General features: G+C 28.8%; 26 protein-coding genes. 25 read left to right on the forward strand and 1 reads right to left on the reverse strand.

Going from position 1 to position 18,358, the window contains the following annotated elements; translation table 11 throughout:
- The first annotated feature begins 7 nt into the window (after positions 1–7).
- The 19 genes from rplB to infA are packed head-to-tail and all read left to right on the forward strand — an operon-like array spanning position 8 to position 8,809.
- Entirely contained in the window at positions 8–835 is an 828-nt protein-coding gene (gene rplB, locus ABLL_RS04975) for a 50S ribosomal protein L2 (protein ID WP_014473689.1), read from the forward strand.
- A 9-nt stretch (positions 836–844) separates the two neighbouring features.
- Positions 845–1,120, forward strand: a complete 276-nt coding sequence (rpsS, locus tag ABLL_RS04980; protein ID WP_014473690.1) for a 30S ribosomal protein S19 — start codon at positions 845–847, stop codon at positions 1,118–1,120.
- 2 nt (positions 1,121–1,122) lie between these two features.
- Positions 1,123–1,455 (forward strand): 50S ribosomal protein L22, encoded by a 333-nt coding sequence (gene rplV, locus ABLL_RS04985; protein ID WP_014473691.1) that lies wholly within the window; start codon positions 1,123–1,125, stop codon positions 1,453–1,455.
- The gene (gene rpsC / locus ABLL_RS04990; RefSeq protein WP_014473692.1) at positions 1,455–2,159 is read left to right on the forward strand and encodes a 30S ribosomal protein S3; all 705 of its coding nucleotides are present in this window, start codon (positions 1,455–1,457) and stop codon (positions 2,157–2,159) included. The genes rplV and rpsC overlap by 1 nt, the downstream gene beginning before the upstream one ends.
- A 2-nt stretch (positions 2,160–2,161) precedes the next feature.
- A complete protein-coding gene (rplP, locus tag ABLL_RS04995; RefSeq protein WP_014473693.1) occupies positions 2,162–2,587 on the forward strand; it encodes a 50S ribosomal protein L16 in 426 nt (141 codons plus the stop codon).
- Positions 2,574–2,765, forward strand: a complete 192-nt coding sequence (gene rpmC, locus ABLL_RS05000) for a 50S ribosomal protein L29 (protein ID WP_014473694.1) — start codon at positions 2,574–2,576, stop codon at positions 2,763–2,765. Before rplP ends, rpmC begins: the two co-directional genes overlap by 14 nt.
- Positions 2,766–2,775: 10 nt before the next feature.
- On the forward strand, positions 2,776–3,027 hold the full coding sequence (rpsQ, locus tag ABLL_RS05005; protein ID WP_014473695.1) for a 30S ribosomal protein S17: 252 nt from the start codon (positions 2,776–2,778) through the stop codon (positions 3,025–3,027).
- A complete protein-coding gene (rplN, locus tag ABLL_RS05010; RefSeq protein WP_014473696.1) occupies positions 3,027–3,395 on the forward strand; it encodes a 50S ribosomal protein L14 in 369 nt (122 codons plus the stop codon). The genes rpsQ and rplN overlap by 1 nt, the downstream gene beginning before the upstream one ends.
- Position 3,396: 1 nt before the next feature.
- Complete coding sequence (gene rplX / locus ABLL_RS05015) at positions 3,397–3,636, forward strand: 50S ribosomal protein L24 (protein WP_014473697.1); 240 nt, start codon at positions 3,397–3,399, stop codon at positions 3,634–3,636.
- A gap of 1 nt (position 3,637) precedes the next feature.
- Complete coding sequence (rplE, locus tag ABLL_RS05020; RefSeq protein WP_014473698.1) at positions 3,638–4,186, forward strand: 50S ribosomal protein L5; 549 nt, start codon at positions 3,638–3,640, stop codon at positions 4,184–4,186.
- Positions 4,186–4,371 (forward strand): type Z 30S ribosomal protein S14, encoded by a 186-nt coding sequence (locus ABLL_RS05025; protein ID WP_004510833.1) that lies wholly within the window; start codon positions 4,186–4,188, stop codon positions 4,369–4,371. The genes rplE and ABLL_RS05025 overlap by 1 nt, the downstream gene beginning before the upstream one ends.
- A 12-nt stretch (positions 4,372–4,383) precedes the next feature.
- Complete coding sequence (gene rpsH / locus ABLL_RS05030) at positions 4,384–4,782, forward strand: 30S ribosomal protein S8 (RefSeq protein ID WP_014473699.1); 399 nt, start codon at positions 4,384–4,386, stop codon at positions 4,780–4,782.
- A 9-nt stretch (positions 4,783–4,791) separates the two neighbouring features.
- The gene (gene rplF / locus ABLL_RS05035; RefSeq protein WP_014473700.1) at positions 4,792–5,328 is read left to right on the forward strand and encodes a 50S ribosomal protein L6; all 537 of its coding nucleotides are present in this window, start codon (positions 4,792–4,794) and stop codon (positions 5,326–5,328) included.
- 9 nt (positions 5,329–5,337) lie between these two features.
- Entirely contained in the window at positions 5,338–5,697 is a 360-nt protein-coding gene (gene rplR / locus ABLL_RS05040; RefSeq protein ID WP_014473701.1) for a 50S ribosomal protein L18, read from the forward strand.
- A 9-nt stretch (positions 5,698–5,706) separates the two neighbouring features.
- Positions 5,707–6,147 (forward strand): 30S ribosomal protein S5, encoded by a 441-nt coding sequence (rpsE, locus tag ABLL_RS05045; RefSeq protein ID WP_014473702.1) that lies wholly within the window; start codon positions 5,707–5,709, stop codon positions 6,145–6,147.
- A 4-nt stretch (positions 6,148–6,151) separates the two neighbouring features.
- Positions 6,152–6,550 carry a 50S ribosomal protein L15 gene (rplO, locus tag ABLL_RS05050; RefSeq protein WP_014473703.1) on the forward strand — a complete coding sequence of 133 codons (399 nt, stop codon included), beginning with the start codon at positions 6,152–6,154 and terminating at the stop codon, positions 6,548–6,550.
- Positions 6,551–6,552: 2 nt separating this feature from the next.
- Positions 6,553–7,815 (forward strand): preprotein translocase subunit SecY, encoded by a 1,263-nt coding sequence (gene secY, locus ABLL_RS05055; protein ID WP_014473704.1) that lies wholly within the window; start codon positions 6,553–6,555, stop codon positions 7,813–7,815.
- Position 7,816: 1 nt separating this feature from the next.
- The gene (gene map, locus ABLL_RS05060) at positions 7,817–8,581 is read left to right on the forward strand and encodes a type I methionyl aminopeptidase (RefSeq protein WP_014473705.1); all 765 of its coding nucleotides are present in this window, start codon (positions 7,817–7,819) and stop codon (positions 8,579–8,581) included.
- Positions 8,582–8,590: 9 nt separating this feature from the next.
- Entirely contained in the window at positions 8,591–8,809 is a 219-nt protein-coding gene (gene infA, locus ABLL_RS05065) for a translation initiation factor IF-1 (protein WP_014473706.1), read from the forward strand.
- A 166-nt stretch (positions 8,810–8,975) separates the two neighbouring features.
- Here infA and ABLL_RS05070 read toward each other — a convergent pair whose 3' ends face one another.
- Positions 8,976–9,188, reverse strand: a complete 213-nt coding sequence (locus ABLL_RS05070; RefSeq protein WP_014473707.1) for a hypothetical protein — start codon at positions 9,186–9,188, stop codon at positions 8,976–8,978.
- 127 nt (positions 9,189–9,315) lie between these two features.
- On the opposite strand from ABLL_RS05070, the gene ABLL_RS05075 reads away from it, so the two are divergent.
- The 6 genes from ABLL_RS05075 to ABLL_RS05100 all read left to right on the forward strand — a co-directional run bounded on the left by ABLL_RS05075 (position 9,316) and on the right by ABLL_RS05100 (position 18,313).
- Positions 9,316–9,984 carry a uracil-DNA glycosylase gene (locus ABLL_RS05075; protein ID WP_014473708.1) on the forward strand — a complete coding sequence of 223 codons (669 nt, stop codon included), beginning with the start codon at positions 9,316–9,318 and terminating at the stop codon, positions 9,982–9,984.
- Positions 9,981–11,162 (forward strand): hypothetical protein, encoded by a 1,182-nt coding sequence (locus ABLL_RS05080; RefSeq protein ID WP_014473709.1) that lies wholly within the window; start codon positions 9,981–9,983, stop codon positions 11,160–11,162. Before ABLL_RS05075 ends, ABLL_RS05080 begins: the two co-directional genes overlap by 4 nt.
- A 43-nt stretch (positions 11,163–11,205) precedes the next feature.
- On the forward strand, positions 11,206–12,975 hold the full coding sequence (gene aspS, locus ABLL_RS05085; protein WP_014473710.1) for an aspartate--tRNA ligase: 1,770 nt from the start codon (positions 11,206–11,208) through the stop codon (positions 12,973–12,975).
- Positions 12,976–12,994: 19 nt separating this feature from the next.
- On the forward strand, positions 12,995–13,777 hold the full coding sequence (locus ABLL_RS05090; protein WP_014473711.1) for a metal ABC transporter solute-binding protein, Zn/Mn family: 783 nt from the start codon (positions 12,995–12,997) through the stop codon (positions 13,775–13,777).
- 108 nt (positions 13,778–13,885) lie between these two features.
- Positions 13,886–16,474, forward strand: coding sequence for a chemotaxis protein CheW (locus ABLL_RS05095; protein WP_014473712.1), 2,589 nt, complete (start codon positions 13,886–13,888; stop codon positions 16,472–16,474).
- 72 nt (positions 16,475–16,546) lie between these two features.
- Positions 16,547–18,313: a YgiQ family radical SAM protein gene (locus ABLL_RS05100; RefSeq protein ID WP_014473713.1), complete on the forward strand. Its 1,767-nt coding sequence runs from the start codon at positions 16,547–16,549 to the stop codon at positions 18,311–18,313.
- Positions 18,314–18,358: the final 45 nt, after the last annotated feature.

The raw sequence follows: 18,358 nt of genomic DNA on the forward strand, positions 1-18,358 counted from the left end.
GTAGAAAATGGCAATTAAAAAATTTAGACCAATAACTCCTGCAAGAAGATTCATGTCTGTTATGGATAGTTCTGATATTACTTCTAAACCAACAGTTAAATCTTTACTTGTAAGAGTAAAAGCAGCAGCTGGTAGAAATAATAACGGTAGAATTACATCTAGACACAAAGAAGCAGGTGCTAAAAAATTATATAGAATTATTGATTTCAAAAGAAATAAATTCGGTGTTGAGGGTACAGTATCTACTATAGAATACGATCCATATAGAAACTGTAGAATTTGTTTAGTTACATATTTGGATGGGGATAAAAGATATATTATTCAACCTTCTGGATTAAAAGTTGGTGATAAAGTTCAAGCTTCTGAATCAGGTCTTGATATTTTACCAGGTAACGCAATGAATTTAATTAATATTCCTGTTGGAACAATGGTTCATAATATCGAAATGAAACCAGGAAAAGGTGGTCAAATCGCTAGATCTGCTGGTGGATATGCTCAAATTATGGGTAGAGAAGATAAATATGTAATCATGAGATTACCATCTGGTGAAATGAGAAAAATTCTTGGTGTTTGTATGGCTACAATTGGTGTAGTTGGAAATGAAGATTTCACAAATATGGTTGTTGGTAAAGCTGGTAGAAGTAGATACCTTGGTATTAGACCTCAAACTAGAGGATCTGCAATGAACCCTATTGATCACCCACACGGTGGAGGGGAAGGTAAAACTAACTCTGGTAGACATCCTGTTACTCCATGGGGTATGCCAACTAAAGGTTATAAAACTAGAAAGAAAAAAGCTAGTGACAAACTAATCATTTCAAAAAGAAAGAAGTAAGGGTTTAAGATGGCAAGATCGATAAAAAAAGGTCCATTCGTAGACGCACACCTAATGAAAAAAGTTATTAGTGCAAATAGTGCTAATGATAAAAAACCAATCAAAACTTGGTCAAGAAGATCAACTGTATTACCAGATATGATTGGATTAACTTTCAATGTGCACAATGGAAGAAATTTCGTTCCTGTAAATATTACAGAGAACCACGTTGGATATAAATTAGGTGAATTTGCACCAACTAGAACATTTAAGGGCCATAAAGGTTCTGTTCAAAGAAAGGCATAAGAATGGCTAAAGCAATATTAAAATTTATTAGACTTTCTCCAATCAAAGCAAGATTAATTGCAAGAGAAGTTCAAGGAATGAATGCAGAGTATGCAATTGCATCTTTACAATTTACTCCAAATAAAGCTGCTGGAATTATTTCTAAAGTTATAGCATCTGCTGTTGCAAATGCAGGTTTAGATCCAGTTGATGCAGTTATCACATCAGCTAGAGTTGATAAAGGTCCAGTTCTTAAGAGATTTACTCCAAGAGCAAGAGGTTCAGCTTCACCAAAGCATAAACCAACTGCACATATTATGATTGAAGTAGCTGCTGCAACTAAAGGAGATAAGTAATGGGTCAAAAAGTTAATCCAATTGGACTAAGATTAGGTATTAATAGAAATTGGGAATCAAGATGGTTTCCTAAATTTGAAACTATGCCAGCAAATGTTGCAGAAGATGACAAAATCAGAAAGTATGTTAAAAAAGAATTATACTATGCTGGAATTGCTCAAACTATTGTTGAAAGAACAGCGAAAAAAGTTAGAGTTACAGTTGTTGCAGCAAGACCTGGTATTATCATTGGTAAAAAAGGTGCAGATGTTGAAAAACTAAAAAATGCACTTTCAAAATTAGTTGGTAAAGAAATTGCTGTTAACATCAAAGAAGAAAGAAAACCACAAATCTCTGCTCAATTATCTGCTGAGAACGTTGCTCAACAATTAGAAAGAAGAGTTGCATTCAGAAGAGCTATGAAAAGAGTTATGCAAAATGCATTAAAAGGTGGAGCAAAAGGTATTAAAGTATCTGTTTCTGGAAGACTTGGTGGAGCTGAAATGGCAAGAACTGAGTGGTATTTAGAAGGTAGAGTTCCATTACATACTTTAAGAGCAAGAATCGATTATGGTTTTGCTGAAGCTCATACAACTTATGGTTGTATCGGTATTAAAGTTTGGATTTTCAAAGGTGAAGTATTAGCTAAAGGTATTCCAACTGAAAAAGCTGAAGAATCAACTTCTAAACCTAAAAGAAGACCAACTAAGAAAAGAGGTAAATAATTATGTTAATGCCTAAAAGAACTAAGTTCAGAAAAATGATGAAAGGCCGAAATAGAGGTATGGCTCATAGAGGAAACTCTTTAGCATACGGAGATATCGGTATCAAAGCAGTTGAACACGGTAGAATCGATTCAAGACAAATTGAAGCGTCAAGAATTGCAATGACAAGAAAAGTAAAAAGACAAGCAAAAGTTTGGATTATGGTATTCCCTGATAAACCACTTACTGCTAAACCATTAGAAACAAGAATGGGTAAAGGTAAAGGTTCTGTTGATAAATGGGTTATGAACATTAAGCCTGGAAGAATTTGTTTTGAAATGGCTGGAGTATCTGAAGAATTAGCGAGAGAAGCTTTAACTTTAGCAATGCATAAGCTACCATTTAAAACTAAAATTGTAACAAGAGATAGCGAAAATGAACTATACTGATTTAAAAGACAAAAACTTGAATGAACTTCAAGTATTATTAAAAGAGAAAAAGGTGCTTCTTTTTGAATTAAAAGCTAAGCTAAAAACAATGCAGTTAACAAATACTTCTGAATTAAGAGTTGCTAAAAAAGACATCGCTAAAATTCAAACAGCTATAACTGCTGCAAAAGCTAACTAAGGATCTAAGTATGACACATAAAAGAGAGATTCAAGGTGTAGTGGTAAAAAAATCAGGTGATAAAACTGCTTCTATTTTAGTTACAAGATCAGTTTTACATCCAAAATATCACAAAACTGTAAAGAGATTTAAAAAATATTTAGTTCACGATGAAAAAAATGAATTAAATGTTGGTGATAGTGTTATCGCTGTTGAGTGTAGACCATTGTCAAAGACTAAATCTTTTAGATTAAAGACGATAGTAGCTACAGGAGTTAAATAATGATTCAAAGTTTTACAAGATTAAACGTAGCTGACAACACAGGTGCTAAAGAGATTATGTGTATCAAAGTTTTAGGTGGGTCTAAAAGAAGATATGCAACTGTTGGTGATGTTATTGTTGCTTCAGTTAAAAAAGCTTTACCAACTGGAAAAATTAAAAAAGGTCAAGTTGTAAAAGCTGTTGTTGTTAGAACTCATAAAGAAGTTCATAGAGAAAATGGTTCATTAATTAGATTTGATGATAATGCAGCGGTTATTCTAGATGCAAAAAGAGAGCCAGTTGGAACAAGAATCTTTGGACCAGTTGCTAGGGAAGTAAGATATTCAGGTTTCATGAAAATCGTTTCACTTGCACCGGAGGTATTATAATATGGCAATTAAATTAAAAATCAAAAAAGGTGATACTGTAAAAATCATCGCTGGTGATGATAAAGGTAAAACTGGTGAAGTTTTAGCTGTATTACCAAAAGAAAGAAAAGTAATTGTAAAAGATTGCAAAGTTGCTAAAAAAACAGTTAAACCTGATCAAGAAAAAAATCCAGAAGGTGGATTTGTAAACAAAGAAATGCCAATTGACATTTCAAATGTAGCAAAAGTAGAGGGTAACTAATATGGCATCAAGATTATTTGAAAAATATAAATCAGAAATCAAACCAGCATTAGAAGCTGAATTTCCAAAAAACAAATGTTTAACAGCTAAATTAGAAAAAGTTGTTATTTCTGTTGGTGCTGGTGAAGCAATGAAAGATTCTAAATTAATTCAAAATATTGAAGATACAATCTCTTTAATTGCTGGTCAAAGAGCAGTTAAAGTAATTGCTAAAAAATCAGTAGCTGGATTTAAAGTTAGAGAAGGTATGCCAGTTGGTGTTAAAGTTACTTTAAGAGGTGAACAAATGTATCATTTCTTAGATAAATTATGTAACGTTGCATTACCAAGAGTAAAAGACTTTAGAGGTCTTAACAAAAATGGTTTTGATGGTAGAGGGAATTTCAATTTTGGTTTAGACGAGCAATTAATGTTCCCAGAAGTTGTATATGATAATATTATCAAAACACACGGTATGAATATTTCAATTTCTACAAGTTCTTCTAATGATGCTGAAGCATTCAGATTATTAGAATTAGTAGGAATTCCATTTACAAAAGGAAGAGCGTAATGGCAAAAAAATCTATGATCGCTAAACAACAAAGAACACCTAAGTTTGCTGTAAGAGCATACACAAGATGTTCTGTTTGTGGAAGACCTCACTCTGTTTATAGAGATTTTGGTTTATGTAGAGTTTGTTTAAGAAAAATGGCTAACGAAGGTTTATTACCTGGTGTTAGAAAAGCTAGTTGGTAGGAGAAAAAAGCTATGATGAATGATATAATCGCAGATGCTTTAACTAGAATTAGAAATGCTGCAATGAGAAAATTAGAAGTTGCAACATTATTACACTCAAATACAGTAGTAGGTGTTTTAAACGTTTTATTACAAAAAGAGTATATTACTGGATTCAAAGTTATTGATGGACAAAACAACAAAAAAACAATTCAAGTTGAATTGAAATATGATGATAATGAGAAATCAGTAATTAATGAAATTACAAGAGTTTCTAAACCAGGAAGAAGAGTTTATAAAAACGCTTCTGAAATTAAAAACTTTAAAAATGGGTACGGTACTATTATCGTTTCAACTAACAAAGGTGTAATTGCTAATGATGAAGCATATGCAGCTAATGTTGGTGGTGAAGTACTTTGTACTGTATGGTAGGAGAGTGTAATGTCAAGAATTGGTAAAAAACCTATCGCAATTCCTTCAGGAATTGAAGTTACAGTAAGTGGTACAGTAATTAGTGTAAAAAAAGGAAACAATGTTTCTACAGTTGAAACTCATGGAAGAGTTGGTATTGAAATTGCTAACTCTCAAGTTGTATTAACTAGAAATGGTGAATCAAAAGAGTCTTCAGCATTTTGGGGAACTTATAGAGCTTTAACAGCTAATGCTATCAATGGTCTTAATGTAGGATTTACAAAATCTTTAGAAATCAATGGAGTTGGTTATAGAGCTGCTGTAAAAGGTAATGTATTAGAACTATTATTAGGTTATTCTCACCCAATTAACTATGAAATCCCAAAAGGATTAGAAGTTACTGTTGAAAAAAACATTATTAATGTAAAAGGTGCTGACAAACAACAAGTTGGTCAAGCTGCTGCAATTATTAGAGGCTTTAGAAAACCAGAACCGTATAAAGGTAAAGGTGTTAAATATACTGATGAGAAAATCATCAGAAAAGCCGGAAAAACTTCTAAGAAGTAAGGTGTAACTATGAGTAGAGAAAAAGATTTAGCTAAAAAAAATGCTTTAAGAATCAAAAGAAAAAAAAGAGTTAGAAGTTCAATCTTTGGTACAGCTGAAAAGCCAAGAGTATCAATTTTTAAATCTAACAAATACGTTAGTGCACAAGCTATCAATGATGTTGAAGGTGTAACTTTAGCAGCAGTTAGCTCAAAAGCTATGGGTTTAAATGTGAATAAAGAAAATGCAATTAAAGTTGCAGCACAACTTGCTGAAAATTTAAAAGCAGCTGGAATCGAAGCAGTAGTTTACGATAGAAATGGTTATCTTTATCATGGTGTTGTAGCAGCATTTGCTGACGCATTAAGAGAAAACGGTATCAAATTATAAGGGTTAATGATGGCAGTAAATAGAGAAGACTTTCAAGAAGCAATCGTTAAAATCGGAAGAGTAACAAAAGTTGTAAAAGGTGGTAGAAGATTCAGATTTACAGCTTTAGTTGTTGTTGGTGATAAAAACGGTACAGTAGGATTTGGAACTGGTAAAGCTAAAGAGGTTCCTGATGCAATTAAAAAAGCATTAGATGATGCATTCAAAAGCTTAGTTACTGTTTCTATTAAAGGAACTACAATAGCACATGATATTGAACATAAATATAATGCAAGTAAAATATTATTAAAACCAGCATCTGAGGGTACTGGACTAATCGCTGGGGGAGCTGCAAGACCTGTTCTTGAGCTTTCAGGGGTTAAAGATATTATTGCTAAATCTTTAGGTTCAAATAATCCAAACAACCTTGTACAAGCTACTGTTGAAGCATTAGCTAAGATAAAAGGATAAGAATATGGCATTAGAAAATTTACAACCAGCAGCTGGTAGTACAAAAAATGTAAAAAGAATTGGTAGAGGTCAAGGTAGTGGTACAGGTAAAACTGCTGGAAAAGGTAACAAAGGTCAAAAAGCAAGATCTGGTTATAAAATGAAAAGAGGATTTGAAGGTGGTCAACAACCACTTTATAAAAGACTTCCAAAAGTTGGTTTCTTTTCAAGAGTAGTTAAACCTTATTCTATCAATGTTGATAAAGTATCTCAAATTGCAAAACTTGATGAAATTACATTAGATTCTATTAAATCAGTGTATAAATTATCAAAATCAGTTGAAAAAGTTAAATTAATTGGTTCAACTGCAAAAGATTTAGTAGCTAAGATTAAAGACGAAAACGTTACAACTACTGGAAAATAGCCATGAGTAAAGATCTAATAAATAAGATTCTTATTACATTAGGCTTTATTTTCCTTTACAGGTTATTGGCATACGTGCCAGTACCTGGAGTTAATATAGACGTAGTTAAAGAATTTTTCGACTCAAATGCAAATAATGCATTAGGTCTTGTTAATATGTTTAGTGGTAATGCAGTTGAAAGACTAAGTATTATTTCACTAGGAATTATGCCTTACATTACTGCTTCTATTATTATGGAACTTCTAGCAGCAACTTTCCCAGCACTTGGTAAAATGAAAAAAGAAAGAGATGGTATGCAAAAATACATGCAAATCATCAGATATACAACTATTGTTATTACATTAATACAATCAATTGGTGTTTCAGTTGGTCTTAATTCATTAACTGGTCAAAGTGGACAAGGTGCAATCTCAATTGATATGAATACATTTATTGCAGTTTCTGCAATTTCAATGTTAACTGGTACTATGCTTTTAATGTGGATTGGTGAACAAATCACACAAAAAGGTATTGGTAATGGTATTTCATTGATTATTTTTGCAGGTATCGTTTCAGCAATTCCAAGTGCAATTGGTGGAACTATTGAGTTAGTAAATAATGGTCAAATGAATTTCCTAACAGTTATTGGAATTTTAATTGTAATTCTTGCAACAGTAGGTGCAATTATATATGTTGAGTTAGGTGAGAGAAGAGTTCCTGTATCATATTCTAGAAAAGTTATGATGCAAAATCAGAAAAAAAGAGTTATGAATTATATTCCAATTAAAGTTAATTTAAGTGGAGTAATTCCAGCAATTTTTGCAAGTGCTATTTTAATGTTTCCTGCAACTGTGTTACAAGGAAGTCAAAATAAATATTTAGTTGCAATAGCTGATTATCTAAGTCCTAGTTCATATACTTTTAATTTATTTATGTTTTTATTTGTAGTTTTCTTTGCATTTTTTTATGCATCAATTACTTTTAATGCAAAAGATATTTCAGAAAATTTAAAAAAACAAGGTGGATTTATCCCCGGTGTTAGACCAGGAGCAAGTACAGCTGAATTTTTAAATGAAGTAGCAAGTAGATTGACTTTTTGGGGTGCAATTTATATGGGATTAATATCAACTTTACCTTGGCTTATTGTAAAAGCTATGGGGGTACCTTTCTATTTTGGAGGAGTTGCAGTATTAATTGTTGTTCAGGTTGCAATTGATACAATGAGAAAAATCGAAGCTCAACAATATATGAATAAATATCAAACATTAAGTGCGGTTGGACTGTAAAATGGCAATTCCATTAAGAAAACCAAATGAAATAGAAAAACTTCGTGTTGCAAATATTGCAGTTGCAAAAACTTTAAATTTCTTAAGAGAAAATGTAAAAGCTGGTATGACTTTAAAAGAAGTTGATGCTATGGGGGAAAAGTTCATGAGAAATCTAGGAGCTAGACCCTCATTTAAAGGTTTATACGGTTTCCCAAATGCAATTTGTACTTCGTTAAATGAAGTTATAATACACGGAATTCCTAGTGATGTTATTCTTAAAGAAGGTGATATTCTTGGTCTTGACATTGGTACTGAAATTGAGGGATGGTATGGTGATTCCGCAATAACAATGCCAATAGGAAAAATTTCAAAAGAAGATGAAGATTTGATTGCTTGTGCAAAAGATTCTTTGTATTATGCTATCGAACAAGTGCAAGAAGGTCTTAGATTTAAAGAGTTATCTAAATTAATCGAAGATTTTATTGTTGCAAGAGGTTATCAACCGCTTGTGAGATTTTGTGGGCATGGAATTGGTAAAAGACCACATGAAGAACCAGAGATTCCTAATTATTTAGAAAATGGAAATACAAAATCTGGACCAAAGATCAAAAATGGAATGGTATTTTGTATAGAACCAATGATTTGTTGTAAAGATAGAAATCCTGTTATTCTAAAAAATGGTTGGGATGTTGTCTCAGCTGATGGATTAAGAGGTAGTCATTATGAACATACAGTTGCTGTTATTAATGGTAAAGCAGTTATTTTAAGTAATTCGGAAGATTAAGGGGAAAATGTGGCAAAAGATGATGTAATTGTAATTGATGGTAAAGTAATTGAAGCTCTACCAAATGCTATGTTTAGAGTTGAATTAGATAATGGACATGTAGTTTTATGTCATATCTCAGGAAAAATGAGAATGCACTATATCAAAATATTACCTAATGATACTGTAAAAGTAGAAATCACACCTTATTCACTAGATAAAGGTAGAATCACTCATAGATATAAATAAATATCTATAACAATATTAAATAAGGAAAGATTTTCCTTATTTATGTCTAATATAAAATTCTTATTAAAATTTATTTTAAATACAAAAAACTATGAAGCCAAAATAAATAATACTTCGCACACTTTAAAAAAGTTATATTATTATGTTAGCTCCATAACTTTTCATACTAAACTATTCTATTCTTTGTAATGTCAATCTCTTTTTCAATAATTTCTTTTTGTTCCATTAATAATTCTAAATGCTTTTTTAGAATTTCTCTATTTTTATAAGATTCCATAATAAATTCAAATAATTTTGGTCTATTTCTTTTCCAATTGTGTAAAGTTGTCTTATTTACTTCTAAATCAAATTCTAGTTTTCTTAAACTAGGCATACTCATTTTTATTCCTATTATTAAAACATTTATTATTTTATAAAATATTGGAACAAAAGTCAAGTAAAATTATATTTTTGTTTTATATATTGGAACAAATAATTGTTCAAGAAGTTTTTTTGTACAATTCCATATGACAAAATTAGTTAAAAATCAATTATTAAAGTATTTATACAATTTAAAATCATTTGGCTTTGAGTATCACGAACCTTTAGATTTTTTTTCAACAGAATTAAAAAATATTAAATTGCCCAATAATTTAATAGAATTAAAAAATAGTGTTGATCACTGTTATTTATGTGAACTTTCAAAATGTCGTAAAAATGTTCTTTTTGGTTATGGTAATTTTAATTCAAAAGTTATGTTCATAAGTGATGAACCAACTAAAACAGAAGATGAGTTAGCTTCTTATTATGTTGGAAAAACTGGTGAACTTTTGGCTAAAATGATAGAAAATGTATTAAATATTAAAAAAGAAGAGATTTATATAACAACTTTGGTAAAATGCAAAAGTTTAAATGGTGCTACAAACTCTAATATGGATGTTTGTAATGATTATTTATTAAAACAAATAGAGCTTATTAAACCTAAATTAATAGTGGCTTTAGGTGAAAAAACATACACTTATTTGTTCAAAAATAGTGATAATTTTTCACAAATAAGAGGTAAAGAGCTTAGTTTTAATGGAATTAGTTTACTTCCAACATTTTCACCAACTTTTTTGTTGAGAAATCCATCTTTTAAAAAAGATGCATACTATGATATGTTAAAAATAAAAAATTTTATGGAGGCTTTAAATTGAAACAAATATTAGCATTAATTTTATTTGTATTCGTTTTCTTTGGGTGTACACAAAAACAAGTTGTAGAGTTGAAATTACCAAATAAAAACAAAATAGAAAAACAAGTTCAAAAAGAAAAAAAAGTTGAAGAAGATTCAGTTACAGTCGTGGAAGAATTTACTCCTATTGATATAAAAGAAAGTGATATTAAAGAAGAAACTATTCCAAATGGCAGTATGAATACAATAGATGAAGAAAATATAAATATTCAAATCGATGAAACAAAAGCAAAAATCCAAATTGCATTTATTTATCCATCATCTTTAGTTTCAAAATATGCAAAAAATTCTATGAACACTATTTCAGGTTATTTATCTTATAAAAAAGCTGATTATAATTTAGTAGTAATAGATTGTGAAAATGAAAGTTACGATAAAATTAGTTCTGCCTTCTCAAAAATTGAAGAAGAAGGCATTACTAAGGTTATCGCATTATTTACTCCTAATGCAATAAATACTCTAAACAAAGTTGTTTCAAATGATTTAAAAGTGTATCTTCCTTTAATTGAAAAAAAAGATTCTTTAGAAAATAATGATAATTTAATTTTTGGTTCTATTTCGTATGATGAGCAACTTAAAAAATTAAGTTATTATTCAACTGGAAATAATGCGATGTTTTATCAAGACACATATTTAGGTTCTAAACTAAAAAGAAGTTACGATAATGTTGTTACTAATACAACAGTTAGAAAAGAGATAAAAAAAAATGAAACAAATTTTAAAAATATAGTAAATGATTATAGGTTAAAAAATTCATCACTTTTTTTAAATACTGACTTAGTAAAAACATCTTTAATTTTATCTCAATTAAGAGCTTATGATGTTTATCCTAAGATTATTTTTTCAACTCAATTAAATTATGATCCTATGCTTATGATATTAACACAAGATAAAGATAGAGAAAAGCTTGTAATTGCAAATTCAATTGATAGTGTTGATGCAAAACTTAAAGATGAAATAACAACTTTTGGAGGAAATATAACTTATGAATGGGTTGACTATTCAACTTTAGTTGGAATTAATTATTTGTATAATGATGGTAATTCATCTTCAATCCCAACACAAATAGTAGACAATGAAGTTATTTACACTCCTAGATTGTTTAAAAGTACTGAAGTAGGCTTTTTAGAAATTAAGTAAAAATTAGATAAAATCGCGAATATTTATAGAAATGGAGTTAGACTTGAGAACACATTATTGTACAGATGTAACTGAAAATATTATAGGTGAAACTGTAACTGTTGCTGGTTGGGTAAACAGTAGACGTGACCATGGTGGAATTATATTTATTGATTTAAGAGATAAAAGTGGATTAGTTCAACTTGTAGCAGACCCACAAGATTGTAAAGATGCTTTGGCTGTTGCTGAAAATGTAAGAGATGAATATGTATTAATTGCAACAGGAAAAGTAAGAGCAAGAGGTGAGGGATTAGAAAATCCAAATTTAGTTACTGGAAAAATTGAAATCATTTTAGAAAAGTTAGTAATTGAAAATAAATCAAAACCTATGCCATTTGATATTAATGATGAAAAAGTAAATGATGAGATCAAATTAAGAAATAGATTTTTAGAATTAAGAAGTAGAAAATCATTTGAAATTTTCCAATTAAGATCTAAAGCAACTATTCAAGTAAGAAATACACTTGATGAATTAGGATTCTTAGATGTTGAAACACCAATTCTTACTAAATCGACTCCAGAAGGTGCAAGAGATTATTTAGTTCCTTCACGAGTTCATCCAGGTGAATTTTATGCACTTCCTCAATCTCCACAATTATTTAAACAATTATTAATGGTTGCAGGTTTTGATAAATATTTCCAAATTGCAAAATGTTTTAGAGATGAAGATTTAAGAGCTGATAGACAACCTGAATTTACTCAAATTGACGTAGAAATGTCTTTTTGTACACAAGAAGATGTTATCGCAGTTGCTGAAAGATTAATTTACGATGTATTCACAAAATGTGGTAAAAATGTTCCTTCAACTTTTAGAAGAATGAAATATTCTGAAGCTATGGAAAAATATGGTTCTGATAAACCTGATTTAAGAATTGACATGCCACTTGTTGATGTTATTGATATTTTTGCAAACTCAACAAATGAAATTTTTGCTGATATTGCAAAAGATAAAAAGAATAATAGAATCAAAGCTTTAAAATGTAAAAACGGAGATAATATTTTCTCTAAAAGACAAATGAAAGGTTTTGAAGATTATGTTAGAAAATTTGGAGCTAAAGGTTTAGGTTACTTCCAAATGAAAGAAGATGGATTAAAAGGTCCATTAACTAAATTCTTTAGTGATGCTGATTTAGAAGAAATTGTAAAAGTAACTGAACTTGAAGTTGGTGATGTTGTATTCTTTGGAGCTGGAGCTAAAAAAGTAGTTTGGGATTATATGGGAAGATTTAGATTATTCCTAGCTCAAGAGATGAATATAGTTCCTGAAGATGCTTATGAATTTTTATGGGTTGTAGACTTCCCTATGTTTGAAGTTGAAGATGGAAGAACAAAAGCTTTACACCATCCATTTACAATGCCAAATGTTGAAAAATATGATTTAGATAATATCGAAGATTTAGAAGAAATTGAATCAATTGCTTATGATATTGTTTTAAATGGAACAGAACTTGGTGGAGGAAGTATAAGAATCCACAAAGAAGAAATTCAATCAAAAGTATTCAAATTAATGGGAATTAGTGATGAAGAAGCTAAAGATAAATTTGGATTCTTACTTGATGCTTTAGCTTATGGTGCACCAAGCCATGGTGGATTTGCAATGGGTCTTGATAGAATGATTATGCTTTTAGCTGGAACTGATTCAATCAGAGATGTAATTGCATTCCCTAAAACTCAAAAAGCTCAATGTTTATTAACTCAAGCTCCATCAACTGTTGATGAAGAACAATTGAAAGAACTAAATATTAGATTAAGAAAAACAGTAGCTGATATTTAATTTTTTTGGAAAGAAGAGTATGAAAAATTTTTTATTTATTTTATTCTTCTTTCCAGTCTTTTTATTCTCAAAATACCAAGTTATTACTTATTTCCCTTTAGAATCTTATTTAGTTAGAAAAATAGCACATGAAGAGGTAAAAATAAGAGAAATTTCCAATAGATATATTTCTGAATATCAAGAATTACCTTATTCTGAGATTTCAAAACTTTCAAATGCAAAAGCTTATTTTCATTTTTCTTTAGATGTAGAAAATAAATATGCAAAAATATTAAAAGAAAAAAATCCAGAAATAATTCTTGTTGATCTTTCTTCTAATATTTTTAAAATTGATGATAATCCTTATATTTGGACAGATCCTTTACTTTTACGTGAAGTAGCAAAAAATATATATGAAACATTAGTAATCATAAACAAAGATAAAAAAGACTTTTATAAAAAAAATTATGAAATTTTTTTAAATGAAATTGATGATACATTTTTAAGAATCAAACAAAAATTTAGAAGTAGTGAAACAAATGTGATTTATGTTTTTGATGACTATTGGGAATATTTTACAAGAAGATTTAGAATTAAAGCTATTAGAAGAGAAAAAAAATATATAAGTATACAAGATGTACCAGAATTAATTAAATTTACTCAAAAAAAAGATGTAAAAAAAATATTATTTCTTGATAATTATGATTACAATCTTGCCCTTTCTCTTGGTACAAATTTAAATATTCAAATTGTCCAAGAAGATATATTTAATTCAAACTGGCAAATAAATTTATTAGAACTGACAGATAAACTTTCAAAATAAGCAAAAAAAATTATTTTTCATAATATGTTATTTTATATACAGCTGTATATTTAAAAAAAATTTTAATTGCAATATAATCTTATTATAGAAAAAAATAGGAAATAACAGATGTCAAATAATAATATTATTAATTACAAAGGAATTAATATAAAAGCTGATTTGTATCCAATAATAAAACATATAGAAGATGTTGATAAATACAAAGATGAATTAGGAAGATTGAGCTCTTCTTGGGATATGTTAGCCCTGTTAGGACAATTAGGTGATATAAATATTGATATAGGTAAAACAAAAGAAAATTTTTTAAATTTAACTTCAACTTTATTAAATCATTTAAGTGAACAACAAGTAAAAAGAGTTGCACAAGAAATGAAATTTAAGGCACAAGTTGCAATAGATGTACTTATTAGAAATCTTTTTGAAAGAACAGCAGATATTGGATTTTTAGCAACTGATGATGATATAAGAATATTTATTCAAAATTATGTTTCAAAATATAATGATGAAAGTTTAGTTTTAAGACAAAATATACAAAAAAGATTTAAAGAATATGTATCAAAATATTCAGTATATTTTGATATTGTTTTATTAGATACTCATGGAAAAATAGTTGTAAGATTAAATGATGATATTAAAGTAGAAAAAGTTGATACTTCATTTGTTCAAAAAGTTTTAAATTCAAATGAAGATTATGTTGAAACATATAAATATCATGATTTTATTCCTCAATATAAAAAGTCTTTAGTTTATTCATACAAAGTTACAAAATCAAATGATTCAAATTCAGAAAATTTAGGAGTATTAGCACTTTGTTTTAAATTCTCAGATGAAATGAATGGAATTTTCAATAATTTAATTGATGAAAAAAATAAAGAGTGTTTAGTAATATTAGATGAAGATGGATATGTAATAGCAAGTAGCGATAAAGAACATATTGGTTTAGGCGCAAAACTTCCAATTATTTTAAATGAAAACTATAAAATCATCTCTTATGCAGGACGTGATTATATAGCAAAAACATGTGAAACAAATGGTTATCAAGGTTTTTATGGTTTAAAATGGTACGGACATATTATGATTCCACTTGAATATGCTTTTTTAAGTGATGAATTAAATTCTATAAAAGTTGATAATAAAATCATAAATGCAATGATGGAAAATGAACAACATTTTTCAAAAGAGTTAAAAGAAGTTTTTAATAAAAGTAGAACTATTCAAGATAATTTGACAAGAGTTATCTGGAATGGAAATATTGTTCAAAGTAAATTAAATTCTGTAAATAGAGAATTTTCAAAATCTTTATTAAATGAGATAGGAATTACTGGAAATAAAGCAAACTCTTCATTGGAAAATTTAAATCAAACAATCATATCTGCAATATTAAAAGATAGTGAATTTTTATCATCTTTAGCAATTGATATAATGGATAGAAATTTATATGAAAGAGCTAATGATTGTAGATGGTGGGCATTAAACTCATATTTTAGAGAAACATTTGATAATTATTCAATTTTACATAATAAAAAAAGTGAAATTACATCAATTCTAAAATATATAAATGAACTATATACCGTTTATACAAATCTTATTATTTTTGACAAATCAGGAAAAATAATAGCTGTTTCAAATGAAAAAGAAGACCATTTAGTAGGAAAAATTTTAACTCAAGAATGGGTAGAAAAAACTTTAAATTTGAAAGATACATCAAAATATACAGTATCAAAATTTGAAAAAACAAATCTCTATAACAATGAATCAACATACATTTATAGCAGTGCAATTAGATCTTTAAAAGATGAAAAACAAATTACAGGTGGAATTGCTGTTGTTTTTGATTCTACTCCACAGTTTTATTCTATGTTAGAAGAGACAATGCCTAAAGATGCAAATGGAGAAAAAGTTCCTGGTGTATTTGCTATATTTACAGATAAAAATAAACAGATAATTTCTTCAACAAATGATGATTTAGAAGTTGATTCTTATTTAAATATTGATGATATGTTTTTTACTTTAAAAAATGCACAAAATATGAGTAAAATTATTGAATTTAATGGCTCATATTATGCTGTAGGTGCAAAATGTTCAACAGGATATAGGGAGTATAAAAGTAGAGTTGATGATTATAAAAATGATGTAATATGTTTTGTTTTTGTTTATATTGGAAGTATAAATTGTTATACATTTCTTGAAAATACAAAATCTAAATTTTTATCTTCAGTAAAAACAAAATTTACTCCTTCAAGTATGGAGTTAGCAACTTTTTATTTAGGAAAAAAATTTTTAGCTGTAAATGCAAAAAATGTAATAGAATCAATTGGAATTGAAGAGTTACAAGAATCAATAGATATGGACAAAAAGAACCATTTTAAAGGTATGGTTTTATATAAAGATAAATTAGTTTCAGTTTTAGATATAAGAGATTTTGTAAATGAAGAAATTACAAATGAAAAACTAACAAATATAATTTTAGTTGAATATGATAAAGATAATATTCAACATTGTGTTGGAATTATGGTTTCTTCTTTAGAAACAGTTTGTGTTGTTGAAGAAAAAACTATTCAACATATTCAAAATCATTTCTTAGGAGCAGGAACTTTAATAGAAAGTTTAGTTGAGATTAAAGAGTTAGAAGATTCAAAAATAGCAATGATGTTAGATATTAAAAAACTTGATACAAATTTAACAAAAAGAGTTTAATTTTTTATAGTAGGGGTTAAAATATATTCAGGCACAATACGAAAAAACTAATATATTTTATAAAGAAGAAAAATGAATAATTCAGAAAAATTAAATAAATTTTTACCTACTACAAAAAAAGAGATGAATGAACGTGGTTGGGATGAACTTGATGTCATCCTAATCACAGGTGATGCCTATATAGATTCTCCATTTATGGGAATTGCAGTTGTTGGAAGACTGCTTGAAGATATAGGACTTCGTGTTGGAATTATAGGTCAGCCTGATGTAAATAGTGATATTGATATTAAAAGATTAGGCGAGCCAAAACTGTTTTGGGGAGTTAGTGGTGGAAGCATCGATTCAATGGTTTCAAACTATACTGCAACTAAAAAATTTAGAAATGATGATGACTATACTCCTGGTGGAAAAAACAATAAAAGACCAGATAGAGCTACTTTAGTATATACAAATCTAATCAGAAGATATTTTAAAAATACTGTTCCTATTGTTCTTGGTGGAATTGAAGCAAGTCTTAGAAGACTTACTCATTATGACTACTGGACAAATAAACTTAGAAAACCAATATTATTTGATACCAAAGCTGATTATATGGTTTATGGTATGGCTGAACAAGCAATAATGGATTTGGGTAATTATCTAAAAGAAGGAAAAGACCCAAGAACTATAAAAGGACTTTGTTATATCTCAAAAGAACCAGTAAATGATTATCTACAAATTCCATCACATCAAGAGTGTTTAGATTTTAAAGAAAAATATATTGACCTTTTTAAAACTTTTTATGACAATAATGACCCAGTTTATTCAAAAGGTTTATGCCAAGAGATTGATGGACGATATTTAATCCAAAATCCACCAAGCAGGCATTTGGAAGAAGAAGAAATGGATCATATTGCATCTTTTCCATATCAAAGAGATTTACATCCATATCATGCAAAAGAGGGAAAAGTAAAATGTCTTGAAACTATTAAGTTTTCTATTATGACTCACCATGGATGTTGGGGAGAGTGTAACTTCTGTGCAATTGCTGCTCATCAAGGAAGAACTATACGAACTAGAAGCGAAAAAAATATTTTAGCTGAAGCAAAACACTTTACAACAATGAAAGATTTTAAAGGAATTATTTCAGATGTTGGAGGACCAACTGCTAATATGTATGGATATGAGTGTAAGAAAAAAATAAATCTTGGAACTTGTGTTGATAATAAAAGATGTGTAGATGCTCACAGACTTTGTCGAACGATGAAAGTTGACCATAGTAGAAACATACAACTACTAAAAGATATTAGAGCTGTTCCTGGAATTAAAAAAGCATTTGTGGCTTCAGGCGTTCGATATGATTTAATTACTGCTGATAAAAAACATGGAAAAGAGTATTTAAAAGAGATGATAGACCATCATATCTCAGGGCAAATGAAAGTAGCACCAGAACATACAAATGATGAGGTTTTACATCATATGGGAAAACCTGGAAAACAAACTTTAATTGATTTTAAAAAGATGTATGATGATTTAAATAAAGAATCAGGTAAAAAACAGTTTTTAACATATTATTTAATTGCTGCACATCCAGGTTGTGAAGAAAAACATATGCATGAGTTAAAGCAGTTTACAACACATGAGTTAAAAATGAATCCAGAACAAGCTCAGGTATTCACTCCAACACCAGGAACTTACTCAGCTGTTATGTATTACACTGAAATGGATCCATTTACTAAGAAAAAAATATTTGTTGAAAAAGACCAAAGAAGAAAAGAGAAACAAAAAGAGATTGTTGTTGCAAAAAATAAATTTGCAACAAACAATAAAAAGCCATTTACTTCTGGAATGCAAGGTTAGTATTTTTAATAATTTTAGATAAAAAAAGGGGCAACTAAAATTAGT

The organism is Arcobacter sp. L, assembly GCF_000284235.1.
GTDB classification, from domain to species: Bacteria; Campylobacterota; Campylobacteria; order Campylobacterales; family Arcobacteraceae; genus Aliarcobacter; species Aliarcobacter defluvii.

Bases quoted from the DNA above. Each gene is read 5' to 3' on its own strand.
- rplB (WP_014473689.1), top strand. From the start codon at position 8: ATGGCAATTAAAAAATTTAGACCAATAACTCCTGCAAGAAGATTCATG.
- rpsS (WP_014473690.1), top strand. From the start codon at position 845: ATGGCAAGATCGATAAAAAAAGGTCCATTCGTAGACGCACACCTAATG.
- rplV (WP_014473691.1), top strand. From the start codon at position 1,123: ATGGCTAAAGCAATATTAAAATTTATTAGACTTTCTCCAATCAAAGCA.
- rpsC (WP_014473692.1), top strand. From the start codon at position 1,455: ATGGGTCAAAAAGTTAATCCAATTGGACTAAGATTAGGTATTAATAGA.
- rplP (WP_014473693.1), top strand. From the start codon at position 2,162: ATGTTAATGCCTAAAAGAACTAAGTTCAGAAAAATGATGAAAGGCCGA.
- rpmC (WP_014473694.1), top strand. From the start codon at position 2,574: ATGAACTATACTGATTTAAAAGACAAAAACTTGAATGAACTTCAAGTA.
- rpsQ (WP_014473695.1), top strand. From the start codon at position 2,776: ATGACACATAAAAGAGAGATTCAAGGTGTAGTGGTAAAAAAATCAGGT.
- rplN (WP_014473696.1), top strand. From the start codon at position 3,027: ATGATTCAAAGTTTTACAAGATTAAACGTAGCTGACAACACAGGTGCT.
- rplX (WP_014473697.1), top strand. From the start codon at position 3,397: ATGGCAATTAAATTAAAAATCAAAAAAGGTGATACTGTAAAAATCATC.
- rplE (WP_014473698.1), top strand. From the start codon at position 3,638: ATGGCATCAAGATTATTTGAAAAATATAAATCAGAAATCAAACCAGCA.
- ABLL_RS05025 (WP_004510833.1), top strand. From the start codon at position 4,186: ATGGCAAAAAAATCTATGATCGCTAAACAACAAAGAACACCTAAGTTT.
- rpsH (WP_014473699.1), top strand. From the start codon at position 4,384: ATGATGAATGATATAATCGCAGATGCTTTAACTAGAATTAGAAATGCT.
- rplF (WP_014473700.1), top strand. From the start codon at position 4,792: ATGTCAAGAATTGGTAAAAAACCTATCGCAATTCCTTCAGGAATTGAA.
- rplR (WP_014473701.1), top strand. From the start codon at position 5,338: ATGAGTAGAGAAAAAGATTTAGCTAAAAAAAATGCTTTAAGAATCAAA.
- rpsE (WP_014473702.1), top strand. From the start codon at position 5,707: ATGGCAGTAAATAGAGAAGACTTTCAAGAAGCAATCGTTAAAATCGGA.
- rplO (WP_014473703.1), top strand. From the start codon at position 6,152: ATGGCATTAGAAAATTTACAACCAGCAGCTGGTAGTACAAAAAATGTA.
- secY (WP_014473704.1), top strand. From the start codon at position 6,553: ATGAGTAAAGATCTAATAAATAAGATTCTTATTACATTAGGCTTTATT.
- map (WP_014473705.1), top strand. From the start codon at position 7,817: ATGGCAATTCCATTAAGAAAACCAAATGAAATAGAAAAACTTCGTGTT.
- ABLL_RS05070 (WP_014473707.1), bottom strand. From the start codon at position 9,188: ATGAGTATGCCTAGTTTAAGAAAACTAGAATTTGATTTAGAAGTAAAT.
- ABLL_RS05075 (WP_014473708.1), top strand. From the start codon at position 9,316: ATGACAAAATTAGTTAAAAATCAATTATTAAAGTATTTATACAATTTA.
- ABLL_RS05090 (WP_014473711.1), top strand. From the start codon at position 12,995: ATGAAAAATTTTTTATTTATTTTATTCTTCTTTCCAGTCTTTTTATTC.
- ABLL_RS05095 (WP_014473712.1), top strand. From the start codon at position 13,886: ATGTCAAATAATAATATTATTAATTACAAAGGAATTAATATAAAAGCT.
- ABLL_RS05100 (WP_014473713.1), top strand. From the start codon at position 16,547: ATGAATAATTCAGAAAAATTAAATAAATTTTTACCTACTACAAAAAAA.